This window comes from Gordonia paraffinivorans, assembly GCF_900683595.1.
Lineage (GTDB): Bacteria > Actinomycetota > Actinomycetes > Mycobacteriales > Mycobacteriaceae > Gordonia > Gordonia paraffinivorans.
In genome coordinates, this window is sequence record NZ_CAACYD010000001.1 from 1 (window position 1) to 21,573 (window position 21,573).

General features: G+C 67.0%; 12 protein-coding genes and 2 rRNA genes. All 14 read right to left on the reverse strand.

Annotated features, from left to right (window positions below; all coding sequences use genetic code 11):
- Window positions 1-3,076 (reverse strand): 23S ribosomal RNA (locus tag E1P53_RS00005); the annotation flags it as partial.
- 464 nt (window positions 3,077-3,540) lie between these two features.
- Window positions 3,541-5,064 (reverse strand): 16S ribosomal RNA (locus E1P53_RS00010).
- Window positions 5,065-5,493: 429 nt separating this feature from the next.
- On the reverse strand, window positions 5,494-6,831 hold the full coding sequence (gene tyrS / locus E1P53_RS00015; RefSeq protein WP_131733111.1) for a tyrosine--tRNA ligase: 1,338 nt from the start codon (window positions 6,829-6,831) through the stop codon (window positions 5,494-5,496).
- Between the two features lie 78 nt (window positions 6,832-6,909).
- Window positions 6,910-7,125: a Trm112 family protein gene (locus E1P53_RS00020; protein WP_131733112.1), complete on the reverse strand. Its 216-nt coding sequence runs from the start codon at window positions 7,123-7,125 to the stop codon at window positions 6,910-6,912.
- Window positions 7,126-7,130: 5 nt separating this feature from the next.
- Entirely contained in the window at window positions 7,131-10,127 is a 2,997-nt protein-coding gene (locus E1P53_RS00025; protein ID WP_131733113.1) for an AMP-binding protein, read from the reverse strand.
- Between the two features lie 84 nt (window positions 10,128-10,211).
- Complete coding sequence (gene argH, locus E1P53_RS00030) at window positions 10,212-11,663, reverse strand: argininosuccinate lyase (RefSeq protein WP_109239517.1); 1,452 nt, start codon at window positions 11,661-11,663, stop codon at window positions 10,212-10,214.
- On the reverse strand, window positions 11,660-12,859 hold the full coding sequence (locus E1P53_RS00035) for an argininosuccinate synthase (protein ID WP_006901954.1): 1,200 nt from the start codon (window positions 12,857-12,859) through the stop codon (window positions 11,660-11,662). Before E1P53_RS00035 ends, argH begins: the two co-directional genes overlap by 4 nt.
- A 148-nt stretch (window positions 12,860-13,007) precedes the next feature.
- The gene (locus E1P53_RS00040) at window positions 13,008-13,544 is read right to left on the reverse strand and encodes an arginine repressor (RefSeq protein ID WP_109239516.1); all 537 of its coding nucleotides are present in this window, start codon (window positions 13,542-13,544) and stop codon (window positions 13,008-13,010) included.
- A gap of 49 nt (window positions 13,545-13,593) precedes the next feature.
- Complete coding sequence (gene argF / locus E1P53_RS00045) at window positions 13,594-14,517, reverse strand: ornithine carbamoyltransferase (RefSeq protein ID WP_006901959.1); 924 nt, start codon at window positions 14,515-14,517, stop codon at window positions 13,594-13,596.
- A complete protein-coding gene (locus tag E1P53_RS00050) occupies window positions 14,514-15,719 on the reverse strand; it encodes an acetylornithine transaminase (protein WP_131733114.1) in 1,206 nt (401 codons plus the stop codon). The genes argF and E1P53_RS00050 overlap by 4 nt, the downstream gene beginning before the upstream one ends.
- A complete protein-coding gene (gene argB / locus E1P53_RS00055; RefSeq protein ID WP_006901961.1) occupies window positions 15,716-16,666 on the reverse strand; it encodes an acetylglutamate kinase in 951 nt (316 codons plus the stop codon). Before argB ends, E1P53_RS00050 begins: the two co-directional genes overlap by 4 nt.
- Entirely contained in the window at window positions 16,663-17,937 is a 1,275-nt protein-coding gene (argJ, locus tag E1P53_RS00060; protein WP_109239513.1) for a bifunctional glutamate N-acetyltransferase/amino-acid acetyltransferase ArgJ, read from the reverse strand. The genes argB and argJ overlap by 4 nt, the downstream gene beginning before the upstream one ends.
- Window positions 17,934-18,971 (reverse strand): N-acetyl-gamma-glutamyl-phosphate reductase, encoded by a 1,038-nt coding sequence (argC, locus tag E1P53_RS00065; protein ID WP_131733115.1) that lies wholly within the window; start codon window positions 18,969-18,971, stop codon window positions 17,934-17,936. The genes argJ and argC overlap by 4 nt, the downstream gene beginning before the upstream one ends.
- A gap of 107 nt (window positions 18,972-19,078) precedes the next feature.
- The gene (gene pheT, locus E1P53_RS00070; protein WP_131733116.1) at window positions 19,079-21,550 is read right to left on the reverse strand and encodes a phenylalanine--tRNA ligase subunit beta; all 2,472 of its coding nucleotides are present in this window, start codon (window positions 21,548-21,550) and stop codon (window positions 19,079-19,081) included.
- Window positions 21,551-21,573 lie beyond the last annotated feature (23 nt).

Genomic DNA, 21,573 nt, shown 5'->3' on the forward strand with positions numbered 1-21,573 from the left:
AGTTCTGGCCTATCAACCCCATGATCTGTGGGGGCCTTAACCCCGCTGAGGGGGTGAGAAACCTCATCTTGGAACAGGCTTCCCGCTTAGATGCTTTCAGCGGTTATCCCTTCCGAACGTAGCTAACCAGCGGTGCCCCTGGCGGGACAACTGGCACACCAGAGGTTCGTCCGTCCCGGTCCTCTCGTACTAGGGACAGGTTTCCTCAAGTTTCTTACGCGCGCGGCGGATAGAGACCGAACTGTCTCACGACGTTCTAAACCCAGCTCGCGTGCCGCTTTAATGGGCGAACAGCCCAACCCTTGGGACCTACTCCAGCCCCAGGATGCGACGAGCCGACATCGAGGTGCCAAACCATCCCGTCGATATGGACTCTTGGGGAAGATCAGCCTGTTATCCCCGGGGTACCTTTTATCCGTTGAGCGACACCGCTTCCACTTGCCGGTGCCGGATCACTAGTCCCGACTTTCGTCCCTGCTCGACATGTACGTCTCACAGTCAAGCTCCCTTGTGCACTTACACTCAACACCTGATTGCCAACCAGGCTGAGGGAACCTTTGGGCGCCTCCGTTACCTTTTAGGAGGCAACCGCCCCAGTTAAACTACCCACCAGGCACTGTCCCTGAACCCGATCAGGGTCCGAGGTTAGAAGTCCAATACGATCAGAGTGGTATTTCAACAACGACTCCACCAACACTGGCGTGCCGGCTTCACAGTCTCCCACCTATCCTACACAAACCGTACCGAACACCAATACCAAGCTATAGTGAAGGTCCCGGGGTCTTTTCGTCCTGCCGCGCGTAACGAGCATCTTTACTCGTACTGCAATTTCGCCGAGTCTGTGGTTGAGACAGCAGAGAAGTCGTTACGCCATTCGTGCAGGTCGGAACTTACCCGACAAGGAATTTCGCTACCTTAGGATGGTTATAGTTACCACCGCCGTTTACTGGGGCTTAAATTCTCAGCTTCGCGGACGAATCCACTAACCGGTCCTCTTAACCTTCCAGCACCGGGCAGGCGTCAGTCCGTATACATCGTCTTACGACTTCGCACGGACCTGTGTTTTTAGTAAACAGTCGCTTCTCTCTGGTCTCTGCGACCCACACCAGCTCCCACCGCAAGGGTGTTCACCAGCCTGGGTCCCCTTCTCCCGAAGTTACGGGGGCATTTTGCCGAGTTCCTTAACCACAGTTATCTCGATCGCCTTAGTATTCTCTACCTGACCACCTGTGTCGGTTTGGGGTACGGGCCGTGTACCAACTCGCTAGAGGCTTTTCTCGGCAGCATAGGATCATGGAATTCGCCTCAACGGCTACGCATCACCTCTCAGGCATCACGAGACACGGATTTGCCTATGCCTCGCCCTACAGGCTTACACCAGTACAACCACTAACTGGCCCCACTACCTTCCTGCGTCACCCCATCGCTTGCCTACTACCAGCCGAGGTCCCACGCATCACCCCACCGGGCACCCGAAGGCGCCTCGGAAAGGATCTGGATGGTTAGTACAACTGATTCAGCATGGGCGCGGATACACGGGTACGGGAATATCAACCCGTTGTCCATCGACTACGCCTGTCGGCCTCGCCTTAGGTCCCGACTCACCCTGGGCGGATTAGCCTGGCCCAGGAACCCTTGGTCATCCGGCGGCAGAGTTTCTCACTCTGCTTTCGCTACTCATGCCTGCATTCTCACTCCCACACCCTCCACCACTAGATCACTCTGTGGCTTCCACGGATGCAGGACGCTCCCCTACCCACCCACACACCTGGCCGGCCCTCCGTAGAGAACCGACAAGCTAACGTGTGAGTGCCGCGGCTTCGGCGGTGTACTTGAGCCCCGCTACATTGTCGGCGCAGGACCACTTGACCAGTGAGCTATTACGCACTCTTTCAAGGGTGGCTGCTTCTAAGCCAACCTCCTGGTTGTCTTCGCGACCCCACATCCTTTTCCACTTAGTACACGCTTAGGGGCCTTAGCCGGCGATCTGGGTTGTTTCCCTCTCGACTACGAACCTTATCGCCCGCAGTCTCACTGCCACACTCTCACTTACCGGCATTCGGAGTTTGGCTGACGTCAGTAACCCTGTGGGGCCCATCGGCCATCCAGTAGCTCTACCTCCGGTAAGAAACATGTGACGCTGCACCTAAATGCATTTCGGGGAGAACCAGCTATCACGGAGTTTGATTGGCCTTTCACCCCTACCCACAGCTCATCCCCTCCATTTTCAACTGAAGTGGGTTCGGGCCTCCACGACGTCTTACCGTCGCTTCACCCTGGCCATGGGTAGATCACTCCGCTTCGGGTCTAGACCCGGCGACTCAAACGCCCTATTCAGACTCGCTTTCGCTACGGCTACCCCACACGGGTTAACCTCGCCACCGAGCACTAACTCGCAGGCTCATTCTTCAAAAGGCACGCCATCACCCACCCTCCAAAGGAGGCACAGGCTCTGACGGATTGTAAGCGTCCGGTTTCAGGTACTATTTCACTCCCCTCCCGGGGTACTTTTCACCTTTCCCTCACGGTACTAGTCCGCTATCGGTCACCAGGAAGTATTCAGGCTTACCGGGTGGTCCCGGCAGATTCACAGCAGATTCCACGAGCCCGCTGCTACTTGGGAGAACATCACGCAAGACCATGTGCTTTCAGCTACCGGACTCTCACCGTCTACGGCAGACCATTCCAGGCCACTTCACCTAACACACAGTTTTCTGACTCACGCTTCCACAGGTAGATGGAAGAAGATGAACCCCACAACCCCACACGCACAACCCCTACCCGGTATCACATGCGCATGGTTTAGCCTCCTCCGCTTTCGCTCGCCACTACTCACGGAATCACTATTGTTTTCTCTTCCTATGGGTACTGAGATGTTTCACTTCCCCACGTTCCCCCCACACAGCCTATACATTCAGCTGGTGGTAACACGACATCACTCGTGCTGGGTTTCCCCATTCGGACACCCTCGGATCACAGCTCGTTTGACAACTCCCCGAGGACTATCGCGGCCTACCACGTCCTTCATCGGCTCCTGGTACCAAGGCATCCACCGAACGCCCTTACACACTTACAACAACACCTACAAACAACCCCCCACACACAGAACCACAAAGGGCCCTGCACACGAGGATCGAATGTAGACATCACCAAAAACTCAAAAGTTTTCTGCTCAATCACACACCAACAACACCAGCCACCCCACAAGGGGCCGCCAGCCTTGCCGGCGCGAAATAAAGATGCTCGCATCCACTATGCACTTCTCAAACAACACACACCGCACCCAGCTGCATGCCTCCGCGCCCCACCACAGGACACCTCACCGACACACACCCGATCTGCAGCTCAGAGGAAAACGTGTGTTCCCTCAGAACCCCGATAGTGTGACGATCAACCCGCCGGCCTCACGACCTCAGCGGCAACCCAGATGTTTCGTCAGGCGACGAAACCCACAGGCTGTGTCTGATGTTTCACCCTCGAACACACACACGCCGCACAGACATACGCTGGCAGAAACGTGTGATGTTGTGTGCTCCTTAGAAAGGAGGTGATCCAGCCGCACCTTCCGGTACGGCTACCTTGTTACGACTTCGTCCCAATCGCCGATCCCACCTTCGACAGCTCCCTCCCACAAGGGGTTAGGCCACCGGCTTCGGGTGTTACCGACTTTCATGACGTGACGGGCGGTGTGTACAAGGCCCGGGAACGTATTCACCGCAGCGTTGCTGATCTGCGATTACTAGCGACTCCGACTTCATGGGGTCGAGTTGCAGACCCCAATCCGAACTGAGACTGGCTTTAAGGGATTCGCTCCACCTCACGGTATCGCAGCCCTCTGTACCAGCCATTGTAGCATGTGTGAAGCCCTGGACATAAGGGGCATGATGACTTGACGTCATCCCCACCTTCCTCCGAGTTGACCCCGGCAGTCTCCTGCAAGTCCCCGCCATTACGCGCTGGCAATACAGGACAAGGGTTGCGCTCGTTGCGGGACTTAACCCAACATCTCACGACACGAGCTGACGACAGCCATGCACCACCTGTCTACCAGCCACAAGGGAAGCCCCATCTCTGGAGCGGTCCGGTAGATGTCAAACCCAGGTAAGGTTCTTCGCGTTGCATCGAATTAATCCACATGCTCCGCCGCTTGTGCGGGCCCCCGTCAATTCCTTTGAGTTTTAGCCTTGCGGCCGTACTCCCCAGGCGGGGTACTTAATGCGTTAGCTACGGCACGGAACCCGTGAAAAGAGTCCCACACCTAGTACCCACCGTTTACGGCGTGGACTACCAGGGTATCTAATCCTGTTCGCTCCCCACGCTTTCGCTCCTCAGCGTCAGTTACTACCCAGAGACCCGCCTTCGCCACCGGTGTTCCTCCTGATATCTGCGCATTTCACCGCTACACCAGGAATTCCAGTCTCCCCTGTAGTACTCAAGTCTGCCCGTATCGCCTGCACGCCTACAATTGAGTTGCAGAATTTCACAGACGACGCGACAAACCGCCTACGAGCTCTTTACGCCCAGTAATTCCGGACAACGCTCGCACCCTACGTATTACCGCGGCTGCTGGCACGTAGTTGGCCGGTGCTTCTTCTCCAGGTACCGTCACTCACGCTTCGTCCCTGGTGAAAGAGGTTTACAACCCGAAGGCCGTCATCCCTCACGCGGCGTCGCTGCATCAGGCTTGCGCCCATTGTGCAATATTCCCCACTGCTGCCTCCCGTAGGAGTCTGGGCCGTGTCTCAGTCCCAGTGTGGCCGATCACCCTCTCAGGTCGGCTACCCGTCGTCGCCTTGGTAGGCCATTACCCCACCAACAAGCTGATAGGCCGCGGGCCCATCCTGAACCGCAAAAGCTTTCCACCAACCCCCATGCGAGAGAAAGTGAATATCCGGTATTAGACCCAGTTTCCCAGGCTTATCCCAGAGTCCAGGGCAGATCACCCACGTGTTACTCACCCGTTCGCCACTCGAGTACCCAGCAAGCTGGGCCTTTCCGTTCGACTTGCATGTGTTAAGCACGCCGCCAGCGTTCGTCCTGAGCCAGGATCAAACTCTCCATGAAAACCTAGCAAAACAACCAACCCACAAGAGCCGGCGTTTCAACACTAGAAGACCAGGAAAGAAAACCTGACCAATCCAAAAACCAGCTCACGCCACCCAGACGGGGCCAGATGACATGAACAAAAAATACATCAACATTCGTAAAGAATGCTCGATGCCAAAAACGGCATCAGACAATCCATCATCACACTATCGAGTTCTCAAAGAACACACACCCAACGGACGTCCTCCGTGAGGAGGCCGGCTCCGAAGAGCTCTCCCAGAGCGCAATATTCTCACGCTCTTGTTCTCGGGAGTGGCACCGCACAGGCGGCCCGAGCGAGTGGCCCGGGCACTTTTGCCTCCCCGGTCCTCTCGGCCCCGGGGGCGTTGCTCTCTGCGGTGCGTCGATTAAGTTACACAGGCGCGAACACCACGTCAAATCGCCTGGTCAGAGGCTTAACTTGGCACCCGCGAAGTTCTTCTTGCCGCGGCGCACCACCAGCCATCGGCCGTGGAGCAGTTCGGCGTCGGCCGGCTGCCACTCGGGATCGGTGATCTTGGTGTTGTTCACGTAGGCGCCGCCCTCGGAAACCGTCCGCCGCGCAGCCTTGTTGCTGTCGGCGAGCTTGGTCTCGACGAGGAGCTGGATGATCGTCGGGCGCTCGGAGAACTCGGCGACGACGGTCTCCCCCACGGCGGCTGCGAGGGTCGCCTCGTCCAGCTCGGTGATGTCGGCACGTCCGAACAACGCCTGGCTGGCCAGTTCGACGGCCCGGGTGTTGGCCTCTCCGTGGATGAGGGTGGTCATCTCGGCGGCCAGCCGCTTCTGGGCGAGACGCAGGTGCGGCTTGTCCGCGGTGGCCTGCTCGAGCTCGGCGATCTCCTCACGACCGAGGAAGGTGAACCACCGCAGGTAGCGGATGACATCGGCATCGGCGGTGTTCACGAAGTACTGGTACCAGGCGTAGGGGCTGGTGAGCTCGGGATCGAGCCAGAGGCTCCCGCCGCCGGTCGACTTGCCGAACTTCTTGCCGTCCGAGGAGGTGACCAGCGGAACGGTGAGCGCATGCAGCGAGACGCCGTCGAGACGACGACCCAGGTCGACGCCGCCGATGATGTTGCCCCACTGATCGGATCCGCCGATCTGCAGCACGCAGCCGTAGCGGCGGTTGAGCTCGACGAAGTCGTTCGACTGCAGGAGGAGGTAGCTGAACTCGGCGTAACTGATGCCGTCGCCCTCGAGGCGACGCTTCACCGTGTCGCGGGCCAGCATGACGTTCACCGAGAAGTGCTTGCCGAGGTCCCGCAGGAACTCTATGGCGGTCATCTTCCCGGTCCAGTCGAGGTTGTTGACGACGACCGCGCCGGTGGGCGAATCGTCGATGTCGACGAACCGGCGCAGCTGGGCGTCGATCCGACTCGCCCACTCCGCGACCGTGTCCGGTGCGTTCATGGTGCGCTCCCCCACCTCTCGGGGATCACCGATCAGACCGGTGGCGCCGCCGGCGAGAACGATGGGCCGGTGGCCGGCGAGCTGGAACCGCTTGAGCGTCAGCAGCGGCACGAGGTGACCTGCGTGCAGGCTCGACGCCGTCGGGTCGAAACCCGCGTACAACGTGATCGGCCCCTTGGCCATCTCTGCGCGCAACGCGTCGAGATCGGTGGACTGCGCGATCAGGCCTCGCCACTGGAGTTCGTCGAGGATGTCGGTCGGGCCTGCCTCCGCAGAGGCCGTGGCGACACCCGGCTCGGTCGTGTTGGCGGTTCCCTCAGTCTCAGCACTCACCCTTCGATCTTGTCATCCACCCAGATCGGGGCGTGTGAGAGGTGACCGAGGTGGCCGCGTGCGGCTCCTGGGAGCCGCCTACTGCCCGGAGACCAGGCGCTCGTGCTCGGCGTCGTCGACCTTGCGGGCCTCGTCGATCAGCATGACCGGGATGCCGTCGGAGTCGATGCGGTAGGCGACGCGCAGACGCGGGTTGTAGAGCTCGTCGCCGGCGTCGATCAACGGGCCGTGGTCCTGCGGACAGGCCAGCCGCTCGCGGACGATCGGATCGATGGCCTCAGCTCGTGATGTCACGCGGATCAGCCTATGGCATCGTCGACCGGCGCAGCCGCCCAGTCCAGCTTGGCTGCGGCGGTCCTCGTGTAGCGCCGGTACCGGCCCTCCTCGTCGCGGTACCAGATCCGCGGCCCGGGCTTCGGCAGTCCCTCGGCGAGGAACACCGTGCTCAACGGCCGGAACGACGCCGAGAGCGGGATCTCGTCCACCACGCGGATCAGGTGCGGTCGCAGCACGGACGGGAACTCGCCGAGCGCGACGCGCAGCTGAGTGGCCGTCAGCGAGTCGGCCTTGACGCCGGGGCGCAGGGTCACCGCCGCGATGGCGATCTGGTGCCCCGGCTCACCGATCCCGTAGGTGACGACCTTGTCGATTCCCGTCACCCGCGACAACGCGTGGTTGATGGTCGGGATGAAGATCGGCCCCGTCTCGGCCTTGATGACGCGATCGACGGACCCGAGGAAGAACAGGTCGCCATCGGCATCGCGGACGAACAGGTGGCCCGACACCTCCCAGCGGTCGCGGGCGGCGAACACGTCGCGCAGCACCGTCCCGTTGACGTCGAACTTGTGCCGCGCCTTGGCGAGCAGCAGGCCGGGCTCGCCCACCTCCGCGCGCCGGACGTAGCCGTGCTCGTCGATGAGGAGCTGGTCGCGCATGATGTCGTAGGCGGCGACCTCGACCGGGTTGGTCTCGGGGAGCGCACGTCCGACCGAGGAGAGCTTCTCGCCGGTGACGTTCGCCAGGATCGCCGAACCGTCTGCGGTGGCGAAGAACTCGAGGATCCGGGCGCGCGGGAAACTCTTGCACACGTCCTCCCAGAGTCCGCCCGACATGCCCGAACCCATGAAGAGCCGGATCGGGTTGTGCTGGTTGATCCGGAAGGCCGGGTCGCGGACCACCTGCGCGAGCATCGACCACGTGTACGACACCACGGTCACGCCGTAGCGGCGCACCTCGGTGGAGAACGTCTCCGGGTCGATGCCGTTGGACAGCGCGATGCGCGACCGGCCGACGACCGTCGCGCCCAGGGTGGTGAGCAGTCCCGACGCATGGTGCAGCGGCGGCAGGCAGTACACGGTGTCGTGGTCGGTGAGTGCGGCCGCCGACGCCGCGCCGAACGCCGACATCGCGAACCGGTGGTTGGTGACCGGCCACGGCACGAGCTTGCCCTTGGAGCGGCTGAACAGGATGAACGCCAGATCGCCCGCGAGTCCCGGATCGGGGCGGTACCAGCTCGGCATCTCGACCTGATCCGGGTCGATCTGCTCCATGTCGATGATCGTGTCGCCGTCGGCCCCCTCGATGGAGCGGCTGTCGCCGCTGCCGCCGCCGAGGACGAGAACCCGATCCGACGCCGCGGTCGCGAGGTCGAGGTTGTTCGGGTCGGTGACGATGACCGAGCTGTCGGCCAGCAGCATCATCTCGCGCACGTCCGCGTCGGCGGCGAGGAGCACCGCAACCGCGCCCAGGCGGGACAGTGCCGCGATCACGACCAGGGCGCTCGGGCGCGTGTCCATCAGAACGCCGATGTGCTGGCCCGGCCGGATGCCGCACTCCACGAGGCCGGCGACGACGTTGTTGATCCGGGCGTCGACCTGGCTGTGCGTGAGCACGCGGTTCTCGAACAGGAACAGCTCGTTCTCGCCGTGCTTGCGCGTGTTCTCGGCCATCAGCTTCGACAGCGAGATCCGCGTGCCGCTCTGGATCTGGCCGAGGCGCAGGAGCCGTGGGACCGTCCGCACCGACTCCGATGCGACGGCGATCGACGTGCGCTGGAAGGAGTTGAGGAGGCCGAGGATCTCGCGGGAGTACGCCGAGCCGGCGTCGGCGACCGCGCCCACGCCGTGGGTGATGCGCGAGGACAGGCTGACGCCGCCGCCGTGTCCGCTCTCCACGTACTCCATCTCGCGGATGAGGTCGGGACGGGGACCGTCGGCCGACAGCCAGGTCACCCAGTCGGCCACCGTGGGCCAGGTGTGTTGGCCGGCAGTGGAACCCACCACCAGGCCGAAGTGGCCGACCGGCAGGGTGGACTCGTAGACCTCGGCGTCGGGGGCCGCCTTCACGATGCCGCGCACCGCGGTGGGCTGGCCGATGTCGTCGGCCTCACCCACGAACGCGAGGACCGGGCAGGTGATCTCGGTCAGCGACACCAGGTCGCCGTTGATGACGAAACCGCCCGAGACCATGCGGTTGTGGGCGACGAACTGACGGAGCAGCTCGGCGATGGCCGGACCCGACCACGCGACCCAGCCGTCCGCCTCGAGGAACCGGCGCTGGTCCTCGCGGGTGAGCAGTGCCTCGCGGTCGTGGAGCCGGCGGAGGAAGTCGATCCGGCTGCGGATCGTCTTGACCGGGTCGAGCAGTTGGAAACCGGTGCGCGCCATCCAATCCCGGACCCACAGGTTCTGCGTGAACGAGCGCTCGGCGAGGAACTCCGCGGCCGGCGCGACGAGCCCTGCGGGCATGCCCAGCGGCAACGCCGCGAGCACGTCGACCGGGCTGCCGAAGGTGATGACGCTGGCGATGTTCTTCGAACTCCGGTATGCCGCGGTCTGGTAGGCGAACATGCCTCCCTGGGAGTACCCGCCGAGGTGGATGTCCTGGCCGGTCTCCTCGACGATCAGGTCTATGGCCTCGCTGACGGCCACCACGTGATCGGCGAGCGTGCGCTCGAGCCCGCCCTCCTCCCGCTCGGGCGAGCCGAAGTCGACGACCCACGGGGTGATCCCGTTGCGGTGCAGGATGGACACGGCGCCGTTGTGCTCGGTCACGTCGTAGACGTTGGCCGACACCATCATCGGCGGCACGAGCACGATGTTCGGCCCGGTCGACGGCTCATCGGGGAAGTACCGGCGCAGCTTGAACATCCTGCGGGTCTCCACCACCGCGAACGGAGCCGGCTCGGTACCGGTCTCGAGGCCGCCGTAGCGCAGCACCTCGAGCCCGTTCTGCGCGGTCGCCAGCACTCGGTCGACCACCCCGCCGAGATCCGGGAGCCCCTCCCAAGACACCATCGCGTCGATTCCCTCCCGTCGTCACCGAGACACAGTCACCGACGCAGCGGTGACCAAGCTCACTCTACCCATCCGGGCAGCTGTTCAGTTGCGTCCCCCGAAGCCCGCGGACCACCGTGTCCGTAGATCGGCGGAGCAGGCCGAGACGACCTCGATCTGACGGCGCACCTGCTCGGGCGCGGTGCCGCCGTGCGCGTTGCGCGACTCCACCGAACCACGGACCGTGAGCACCTCGCGGACGGCCGGCGTGAGTGCCGGGTTGATCCCGGCGAGGGTCTCGTCGTCGAGCTCGTCGAGGCCGACGCCGCGCGACTCCGCCTCCCGCACGCACGCCCCGGCCACCTCGTGGGCGACGCGGAACGGCACGCCCTGCCGGACCATCCACTCGGCGATGTCGGTGGCCAGGGTGAAGCCGGCCGGGGCCAGCTCCTCCATCCGGTCGGTGTGGAACTCGAGCGTGGCCACCAGGCCGGTCACCGCCGGCAGGAGGAGTTCGAGCTGGGCGACGGCGTCGAAGACCGGCTCCTTGTCCTCCTGCAGATCACGGTTGTAGGCCAGCGGCTGGGCCTTGAGGGTCGCCAGCAGGCCGGTGAGGTCACCGATGAGCCGCCCGGCCTTGCCGCGCATGAGCTCGGCGACGTCGGGGTTCTTCTTCTGCGGCATGATCGAGCTGCCCGTCGACCAGGCGTCGGCGAGCGTGACGTAGCCGAATTCCGGTGTGCTCCAGATGATCACCTCTTCCGACAACCGCGACAGGTCGACCGCGATCATCGCGAAGACGAACGCGGCCTCGGCCGCGAAGTCACGCGAGGAGGTGGCGTCGATGGAGTTCTCGGCCGGCGCGTCGAACCCGAGGTCGGCCGCGATCGCGGCCGGGTCGAGCCCGAGCGACGAACCGGCGAGAGCGCCGGAGCCGTACGGCGACACCGCGGTACGGCGGTCGGCGTCGGCGAGCCGGTCGATGTCGCGGAGCAGCGGCTGCGCGTGCGCCAGCAGGTGATGCCCCAGCAGGACCGGCTGCGCCGCCTGGAGATGGGTCTTGCCCGGCATGATCGCGTCGGGGTGCGCCGCCGCCTGGGCGGTGAGCGCGTCCACCACGTCGAGCACGCCGAGTGCGACCCGCTGCATCGCCGACCGCAGCCACATCCGGAACAGGGTGGCCACCTGGTCGTTGCGCGACCGGCCGGCACGCAGCCGGCCGCCGAGCTCGGGGCCCACTCGTTCGATGAGGCCGCGCTCGAGCGCGCCGTGCACGTCCTCGTCGGATTCGGCCGGCACGAACGTGCCGTCTGCGACGTCGGCGGCGAGACGGTCGAGACCCTCGAGCATCGCCGCGAGATCGTCATCGGTCAGCAGCCCCGCCCGGTTGAGCACGCGGGCATGGGCCTTGGACGCCTGGATGTCGAACGGGGCGAGGGCCCAGTCGAAGTGGGTCGACTTGCTCAGGGCCGCCATGGCGGCGGCGGGGCCGCCGGCGAACCGGCCGCCCCACAGCGAGCCCTCGTTGGTCGTCCCGCCGGTCTGCTCGCCACTCACAGATTCAGGTCCCGCTTCGCCGCGATCTTCGACGACAGGCCGTGCAGCTCGACGAAGCCGCGGGCCGCCGACTGGTCGAAGGTGTCGCCCTCGTCGTAGGTCGCCAGGTTGAAGTCGTACAGCGACTCCGAGCTGCGGCGGCCGTTCGGGATGATGTTGCCGCCGTGCAGGACCAGGCGGATCTCACCCGACACGTGCTCCTGGGTCGACTCGACGAAGGCGTCGAGCGAACGCTTCAGCGGCGAGAACCACAGGCCGTCGTAGACCAGCTCGGCCCACTTGCGGTCGGTGCCGCGCTTGTAGCGTCCCAGCTCGCGTTCGAGGGTGACGTGCTCGAGCTCCTCGTGGGCGCGGATGAGCACCATGGCGCCCGGGGCCTCGTAGACCTCGCGGCTCTTGATGCCGACGAGACGGTCCTCGACCACGTCGAGCCGGCCGACGCCCTGCGCACCGGCGCGACGGTTGAGCTCCTCGATGGCCTGCAGCACGGAGACCGGACGGCCGTCGATACTGACCGGACGACCCTTGTCGAAGCCGATGATGACCTCGTCGGGCGAGTTCCAGTTGACGGTCGGGTCCTCGGTGTAGCTGTAGACGTCCTTGGTCGGCGCGTTCCACAGGTCCTCGAGGAAGCCGGTCTCGACCGCGCGGCCCCACACGTTCTGGTCGATCGAGAACGGGGACTTCTTGGTGACGGTGATCGGGATCCCGTTCTCCTCGGCGAACTTGATCGCCTTCTCGCGGGTCCAGGCGTAGTCGCGGACCGGGGCGATGACCTCCAGATCGGGTGCGAGGCTGGCGAAGCCGACCTCGAACCGGACCTGGTCGTTGCCCTTGCCGGTGCAGCCGTGCGCGACGACGGTGCCGCCGTGATCGCGGGCCGCGGTCACCAGGTGCTTGGCGATCAGCGGGCGCGACAGCGCCGAGACCAGCGGGTAGCGGTCCATGTACAGGGCGTTGGAGGTGATGGCCGGCAGGCAGTACTCGTCGGCGAACTCGTCGCGGGCGTCGACCACGACGGCCTCGACGGCGCCGCAGTCGAGAGCACGCTGGCGGACGACCTCCATGTCCTCGCCGCCCTGCCCGAGGTCGAGGGCGACGGCGACGACCTCTTTGCCGGTCTCCTTCTGGATCCAGCTGATCGCGACCGAGGTGTCCAGGCCGCCGGAGTATGCGAGTACGACACGTTCTGCCATGAGGTGAAGCTCCTGTTCTAAGCGATGACCCGAGTCCATCATCGGCCCCGGGGTTCCGGCCACGCCGCCCGGGTCTCGGTTCGCGGCGTGCTCGGTTCGGTTCTTGTGCTGTGGGTCTCTCTCTGGTGCTGATTGCGGGCCGGGGCGGCTACACGAGTCCCTCGATCCGTCGTGCGAGTTCGGCGCCCGTGAGCGGCTCGCGGGCGACGACGAGGATCGTGTCGTCACCGGCGATCGTGCCCACCACGTCGGGCAACCGCGCCCGGTCCAGGGCCGCTGCCAGGTAGTGCGCCGCGCCCGGGGGCGTGCGCAGCACCGCGAGGTTGCCGCTGCTGTCGGTCGAGACCAGCAGGTCGGTCACGAGTCGGGCGAGGCGGTCGGTGCCGCCGGACACCCCGCGGACGGGGGTGCCGTCCTCGGGCACGACGTACACGCCGGCCCCGCCGTCGGCGGCGCGGAGCTTGACCGCGCCGAGTTCGTCGAGGTCACGGGAGAGCGTGGCCTGGGTGGCCTCGATGCCCTCCTCGGCGAGCAGGCGCTGCAGTTCGGTCTGGCTCCGCACCTGATGGGTCGCCAGGATCTCGACGATCCGCGCGTGCCGGCCCGCACGGGTCGCGGCGAGGCGGGTCTCCGAATGCTCGGCCCCGCTCGACGCGGTTCCGCGTGGTTCGGCTCCGGCGGTCATCTCTCGTCCTGTGTCACTCGTCGTAGGCTGTCGTGGTCTCGCCCGGTCCTCACTGGTGCGCGAGCAGCCAGATGAGGAGCGCCTTCTGCGCGTGCAGCCTGTTCTCCGCCTCGTCGAACACCACCGACCTCGGGCCGTCGATGACCGACTCGGTGATCTCGTCGCCCCGGTGGGCCGGAAGGCAGTGCAGCACGATCGCGTCGTCGGCGGCGTGTCCGAGCAACTCGTCGTTGATCTGGTACGGCAGGAAAGGCGCCTTGCGGTCCTTGCCGTCGTCCTCCTGGCCCATGGACACCCAGGTGTCGGTGACGAGGACGTCGGCGCCGGTGACCGCGGCGACCGGGTCGGCCACGAGGCTCACCGAGCCGCCGGTCTCGGCGGCGCGACGCTCGGTGTCGGCGATGATCGCCGGATCCGGCCGGAAGCCCTCGGGTGCGCTGATGGTGACGTGCATCCCGGCGGTCACGCCGCCGAGCGCCAGCGAGTGGGCCATGTTGTTGGCGCCGTCGCCCAGGTAGGTCATCCGCAGGCCGGCGGCCGAGCCCTTGTGCTCGATGATCGTCTGGAGATCGGCGAGCACCTGGCACGGGTGGAACTCGTCGGACAGCGCGTTGACGACCGGGATCGTCGCCGCCGAGGACAGTTCCTCCAGGCGCTCCTGGCCGAAGGTCCGCCACACCACCGCGTCGACGAAACGGGAGAGCACGCGGCCGGTGTCGGCGAGGGTCTCCTCACGGCCGAGCTGGGTGGTGCGCCCGTCGACGACCACGGCGTGGCCGCCGAGCTGGGCGATGCCCACCTCGAACGAGAACCGGGTACGCGTCGAGTTCTTGTCGAAGATCACGCCGACCCCGCGCGGGCCCTCGAGGGGCCGGTACTTGAACGGGTTGGCCTTGACCTCGGCGGCGAGCGCCAGCACCTCGGCCTGTTCTGCCGGGGTGAGGTCGTCGTCGCGGAGGAAGTGACGCGTCATTGCTGGACCCCCTGGTTCTGTTGCGTCGCTCTGTTTTTGGCTGCGTCGAGGATGCCCGGCAATGCCTGCACGAAGCTCTCCGCCTGCTCCTCGGTGAGGATCAGCGGCGGCGCGAGCCGCAGGACGTCGGGCGCCGGGGCGTTGATGAGGAACCCGGCGTCGCGGGCCGCCGCGTCGACGTGGGCCGACACCGGCTCGGCGAGCACGACGCCGAGCAGCAGGCCGGCTCCGCGCACGTGCGACACGAGCGGGTGGTGCAGGTCCTCGATGCCGGCGGCGATCGACTTGCCGACCGCGGCGACGTGGTCGACGAGCCCCTCGGACTCGATGACGCCGAGCACGGCGAGCGCCGCGGCGGCGGCGACCGGATTGCCGCCGAAGGTCGTGCCGTGCTGGCCGGGTTCGAACAGCTCGGCCGCCGGACCGGTGGCGATGCACGCGCCGATCGGCAGGCCGCCGCCGAGTCCCTTGGCCAGGGTCATGACGTCGGGGACGACGCCGACCTGCTGATGGGCGAAGAAGGTGCCGGTGCGGGCCACCCCGGTCTGCACCTCGTCGAGGATCAGCAGCGCGCCGCGCTCACTGGTGATCCGCCGGGCCGCGGCCAGGTAGTCGGCGGGCGGCACGATCACTCCGGCCTCGCCGAGGATCGGCTCGAGGATGACCGCGGCGGTCTGATCGGTGACCGCGGCGTCGAGGGCCTCGACGTCGCCGTACGGCACGAAGCGCACGCCGGGCGGCATCGGTTCGAACGGGGCGCGCTTCGTCGGTTGCCCGGTCATCGCGAGCGCTCCCATGGTGCGGCCGTGGAACGCCTTCTCCGCGGCCACGATCTCGGGACGACCGGTCCGCCGCGCGAGCTTGAACGCGGCCTCGTTGGCCTCGGTGCCCGAGTTGCAGAAGAACACCCGCCCGGGATGGCCGAACCTGTCGAGCAGCTTCTCGGCGAGCTCGACGACCGGAGGCGAGATGTAGAGGTTCGACACGTGGCCGAGGGTCTGCAGCTGGGTGGTGACCGCCTCGACGATCGCCGGGTGGGCGTGGCCGAGGGCGTTGACCGCGATGCCGCCGAGGAGGTCGAGGTAGCGCCTGCCGTCGGCGTCGGTGACGTACGGCCCCGAACCGCCCACCAGGGCGATCGGCGGGGTGCCGTAGATCTTCATTAGCGCGGTGGCCCAGCGCTCCTGCAAGGGCGCGGTCATTTCTCCTCCTCGGTTCCGGTCGCGGCGACGGCCTCGGAGGGGTCGACGACGGCGGTGCCGGTGGAACTCTCGGTCAGCAGTTCGGCGAGCACGGAATGGGCGACGCGGCCGTCGATGACGTGGGCGCGTTCGACTCCCCCGGTCACCGCGCGCAGGCAGGCCTCCATCTTCGGGATCATCCCGGAGTCCAGCGACGGCAGCAGCTCCGCGAGCGCGTCGGTGTCGATCTGCGACACCAGCGAACCGCGGTCGGGCCAGTCGGTGTAGAGGCCCTCGACATCGGTGAGCATCACCAGCCGGGTCGCGCCGAGCGCCTCTGCGATCGCGCCCGCCGCGGTGTCGGCGTTGATGTTGTGCACGACGCCGTCGCGGTCGGGGGCGATCGTCGAGATCACCGGGATGCGTCCGGCGGCGACGAGATCGAGCACCGCCGAGGTGTTCACCGAGGTGATGTCGCCGACGAGTCCGATGTCGGTGGCGACGCCGTCGACCATGACGGTGCGGCGGGTCGCGGTGAACAGGTGCGCGTCCTCACCGGTGATGCCGACCGCGTAGGGGCCGTGCCGGTTGATGAGGCCGACGAGTTCGCGGCCCACCTGACCGAACAGCACCATCCGGGCGACGTCCATCACCTCGGGCGTGGTCACCCGGAATCCGCCCTTGAACTCGCCCTGGAGGCCGAGCTTCTTCAGCATGGCCGAGATCTGCGGACCGCCGCCGTGCACGACGACGGGGTGCATGCCGCAGGCGCGCAGGAACACCATGTCGGCGGCGAAGGCCTTCTTCAGCTCGTCGTCGACCATGGCGTTGCCGCCGTACTTGACGACGATCGTCGCGCCATGGAGTTCCTGGAGGGCCGGCAGCGCCTCGGCGAGGACCCTCGCCTTGGCCAATCCGGCGTCCGGATCGATCTTCGGGGCACCGGCCTGCGATGCGTCGCCGCTCATGACGAGTACGCCGAGTTCTCTTCGACGTAGGCGTGCGACAGGTCCGTCGTCCGGACCGACGCCGAGGCGTCGCCGAGCTTCAGATCGACCACCACGTCGACGTCGGGACCGGACAGGTCGACCTCGCGGGCACCCGCGACGCCACATCCGTTCTCGCAGACCGGGGAACCGTTGAACGACACCGAGATCAGGTCCGGATCGATCCGGACCGGCGACGCACCGACCGCGGCCAGGACGCGGCCCCAGTTGGGATCGGAGCCGAACAGCGCCGTCTTGACCAGCGAGTCGCGCGCGACCCACCGTGCCACGGCGACCGCGTCGTCCTCGGTGCGCGCGCCGGCGACGGTGATGCGGATGCGCTTGGTGACGCCCTCGGCGTCGGCCTGCATCTGCGCGGCCAGGTCGTCACACACCGCGAACACGGCCTCGTCGAGGTCGGCCTGCTCGACCGGGATCTGGCTCGCACCCGAACTCAGCAGGAGCACGGTGTCGTTGGTGGAGATGCAGCCGTCGATGTCGAGCCGGTCGAACGTCCGCGCCGTGGCGCGCCGCAACGCGGTGTCGAGCTGCTCGGGCGTGGCGGCGGCGTCGGTGGTCAGCACCACGAGCATGGTCGCCAGCGAGGGCGCCATCATGCCCGCGCCCTTGCCCATGCCGCCGACGTTCCACCCCTGCGGGTGGTGCAGCGCGGCCTGCTTCGGCTTGGTGTCGGTGGTCATGATCGCGTGCGCGGCGTCGGTGCCCCCGGACAGTCCGCCGGCCATCTCGTGGACGATCTCGGTCACGCCGGCCAGGACCTTGTCCATGGGCAGCCGGTCGCCGATGAGGCCCGTCGAGCACACCGCGACCTCCACCGCACCGGTTTCGGTCCCCCAGTTGCTCAGTGCCTCGGCCACGGCCTCGGCGGTCTTGTGGGTGTCCTGGAAGCCGCCCGGGCCGGTGCAGGCGTTCGCGCCGCCGGAGTTCAGGATCACCGCGCGCAGCCGGCCGGTCGTCAGCACCTGCTGCGACCACAGGACGGGCGCCGCCTTGACCTGGTTGCGGGTGAACACGCCGGCCGCCGAGTGGTCGGGTCCCTCGTTGAAGACCAGCGCGAGGTCGGGGGCGCCGGAGGCCTTGATGCCGGCGGCGATTCCCGCGGCGCGGAAGCCGAGGGGTGAGGTCACGCCCTGTTCGCGGACGAGGCGGGGCCGGTCGCCGGGCGCGCCGCCCTCGATCCGGTCGGGTTCCGGGAACGCCGACGGTGTCGGCGTCTGCTCGCTGCTCGTCACGGTGCCACTCCCACGGTGCTCAGTCCTTCGTTCTCGGTCCAGCCCAGCGCCAGGTTCATCGACTGGACCGCGGCGCCGCCGGTCCCCTTGGTCAGGTTGTCCACGGCACCGACGACCACGAGGGTCCCGGCGCGCTCGTCGACGGTCACGCCGAGCTGGACGGCGTTGGAGCCGATCACCGAACCCGTTGCGGGCAGCCGGTCCTCGGGCAGGACGTGGATGAACTCCTCGTCGGCGTAGGCCTGCTTGTAGACGGCCCGGATCTCGGCCTTGGTGGCGGTGGTCCGCGCGGTGCAGGTGGCGAGGATGCCGCGCGCCATCGGAGCGAGGACCGGGGTGAACGACACGCTGACCGGCTCGCTGGCCGCCGCCGACAGCGCCTGCCCGATCTCCGGGGTGTGCCGGTGCACGCCGCCGACGCCGTAGGCGCGGGCCGACCCGATCACCTCGGAGGCGAGGAGATCGACCTTCGGCGACCGGCCGGCTCCCGAGGTGCCGCTCACGGCGACGATGGTCGCGTGGGGCTCGACGAGGCCCGCGGCGAACGCCGGGAGCAGCGAGAGGATCGACACCGTCGGGTAACAGCCCGGGACGGCGATGCGGCTCGCCGCCTTCAGGACCTCCCGGTTGCCCGGCAGTTCGGGCAGGCCGTACGGCCAGGTTCCCGCGTGGTCGCCGCCGTAGTAGGCGGCCCAGTCCTCGGCGTCCCGCAGCCGGAAGTCCGCGCCGCAGTCGATGATCAGGGTCGTCGGCGGCAGCGCGTCGGCGATGACGGCCGACGTGCCGTGCGGCAGGCCCAGGAAGACCACGTCGTGACCGGCGAGGACCTCGGGCGAGGTGTCCTCGAGAACCCGGTCGGCCAGCGGCAACAGATGCGGATGGTGGACGCCGAGCACACTGCCGGCGTTGCCCCCTGCGGTCAGCGCGCCGATCTCGAGTTCACCCGATCGCAGCCGGGGATGCCCCAACAGAAGCCGGAGGATCTCACCGCCCGCGTAGCCGCTCGCGCCGGCCACCGCCACTTTGATCGTCATGCAATCATTATGCAGAACGATGCAAATCAATTCATCGGTGGGGTGGCCGTCGGCGAGTCGCGCGCCACTCAGGCGCCCTGCTCGTCCCGGCGCTGACGCGCGTGGCGTCAGCGCAGGCGCGCCCCCACCCGCTCGGCGGCGGCGTCGACCGCGGCGAGTTTGGCGGCGTTCGCCTCGTCCTCGGTCAGGGTGCGGTCGGCCGCGCGGAACCGCAGGGAGAACGTCAGCGACTTGTTGCCCTCACCGACCTGCTCGCCGGTGAAGACGTCGAACAGCGAGATCTCCTCGAGGAGTTCACCGGCGCCCTCGCGCAGGGCCTTCTCCACCTCGGCCGCCGGCACGTCCCTCGCGACCACGACGTTGACGTCCTGCAGAACCGCCGGGAACACCGACACCGACGGCGCGGGCAGGACCACGTCGAGCGGCAGGGCGTCGATGTCGATCTCCACCGCGCACATCCGCTTGGGCAGATGCGCACGCTCGAGGACCGCGGGATGCAGCTCGCCCGCATGGCCGACGGTACGACCGTCGACGGTCAGCCGCGCGCAGCGGCCGGGATGCCACGGGCGGTGGTCGTCGGCGGTGAGCTCGATCGTCACACCGGCCGCACGGCCGATCGTGCGGGCCGCCTCGAAGGCGTCGAGGTAATCGGCGGGACGTCCCGGACCCCAATGGCCCGCGGGGTCGCGCAGGCCGGTGAGGACCACGCCGACGTGCAGCGGCTGGTGCGGGAGCGAGGCGTCGAGCGCGGCGATCTCCTCCTCGGTCGGACGGCGGGTCACGTCGAGCGCCGGGACGGGCGCTGCCTGGTCACCGGCGATGACGACCTGGCCGATCGTGTACAGCGAGAGGTCGCGCTTCCCGCGGGCGATGTTGCGCGCGGCCATCTCGAGCAGGCCCGGCAGCAGCGTCGTGCTGAGCTCGGGACGATCGGCCTCCAGCGGGTTGAGCACCTTGACGGTGCGGCGACGCTCGTCGTCGGCCGGGAGGTCCCAGAGGTCGAACACGCCGGCGGGCATGAACGGGTACGGCAGCACCTCGACGTAGCCGTCGAGTGCGAGCGTGCGGCCGATGCTCCGGCGACGACGCTGCTTCGGGGTGAGGCCGGTGCCGCCGGGTGCGCGGGGCACCACGGCCGGGATGTCCTCGAGCCCCTCGAGGCGCAGCACCTCCTCGACGAGGTCGGCGCGCTGTTTGAGGTCCGGACGCCACGACGGCGGGGTCACCTCGAGCACGTCGGAGCCGGTGACCTCGCAGCCGACCTCTCGCAGGCGGGCGGCCGTGGTGCCGGCCGGGTAGGTGACGCCGGCGACGCGGTCGGGTTCGTCGGCGGGGATGCTGATGGCGACCGGCTTCGGGGTGTCGACGCGGGCCTCCGACAGCGGCGAGGAGATGGTGCCGCCGGCGATCTCGACGATGAGCTGCGCCGCCCGGTCGGAGGCGACCGCCGTCACCTCGGGGTCGACGATGCGCTCGAAGCGCTTGCTCGCCTCCGAGGTCAGCTTGTGTCGCTTGCCGGTGCGGAAGACGCGGACCTGGTCGAAGGTGGCCGACTCGAGCAGCACGGTCGTGGTCTCGTCGCCGACCTCGGTGGCCGCGCCGCCCATCACGCCCGCGAGCGCGATCGGGCCGGTCTCGTCGGCGATGACGACGTCCTCGGGATCGAGCACACGCTCGACGTCGTCGAGGGTGCGCAGCTTCTCCCCCGGCTTCGCCGAGCGGACGGTCACCGTGCCGGAGACGCGGTCGGCGTCGAACGCGTGCAGCGGCTGGCCGAGTTCGATCATCACGTAGTTGGTGACGTCGACGATCGCCGAGATCGGACGGATGCCGGCGACGAGGAGTCGCTTCTGCATCCACCACGGGGACACGGCCTTCGGGTTCACGCCGGTGATGACGCGGGCGGTGTAGCGGGTCGCGCCGGAGTCGGAGTCGATGGCGACCGGCCACGGCGTGCCGTCGGCCTTCACCTCGTCGACGACCGATGCCGGGTCGACGAAAGGCACCTCGAAGGCGCTCGCGAGCTCGCGGCCGAGTCCGCGGATCGAGAAGGCGTACCCGCGGTCCGGGGTGACGTTCACGTCGATCGCCGCGTCGTCGAGGCCGAGCACCTCGCGGGCGTCGGCGCCGGGTTCGGCGGTGCCGGGCGCCAGCACGAGGATGCCGCTGTGGTCGTTGCCGATGCCCAGCTCGGAGACCGAGCAGATCATGCCGTCGGAGACGCGGCCGTAGGTCTTGCGCGAGGCGATCTCGAACGGACCGGGCAGCACGGTTCCGGGCAGCGCGGCGACGACCAGGTCACCCTCGGCGAAATTGCGTGCGCCGCACACGATGCCGCGCGGCTGCTCCTCGCCCACCTCGACGGTGCAGAAGCGGATCGGCTTCTTGAAGCCGGTGAGCTCCTCGATGGTCTCCACCCGCCCGACGACCAGCGGGCCGGTGATCTCCGGGAACTTCTCGATGTCCTCGATCTCGAAACCGACCCGGACGAAGCCCGCGTCGATCTCCTCCGTGGTGGCCGACCACTCGGGGTCGCCGGAACGCAGGACCTCGGTGTACCAGGACTGAGGTGCACGCACTGTCTATCAACTACTTTCGTCGC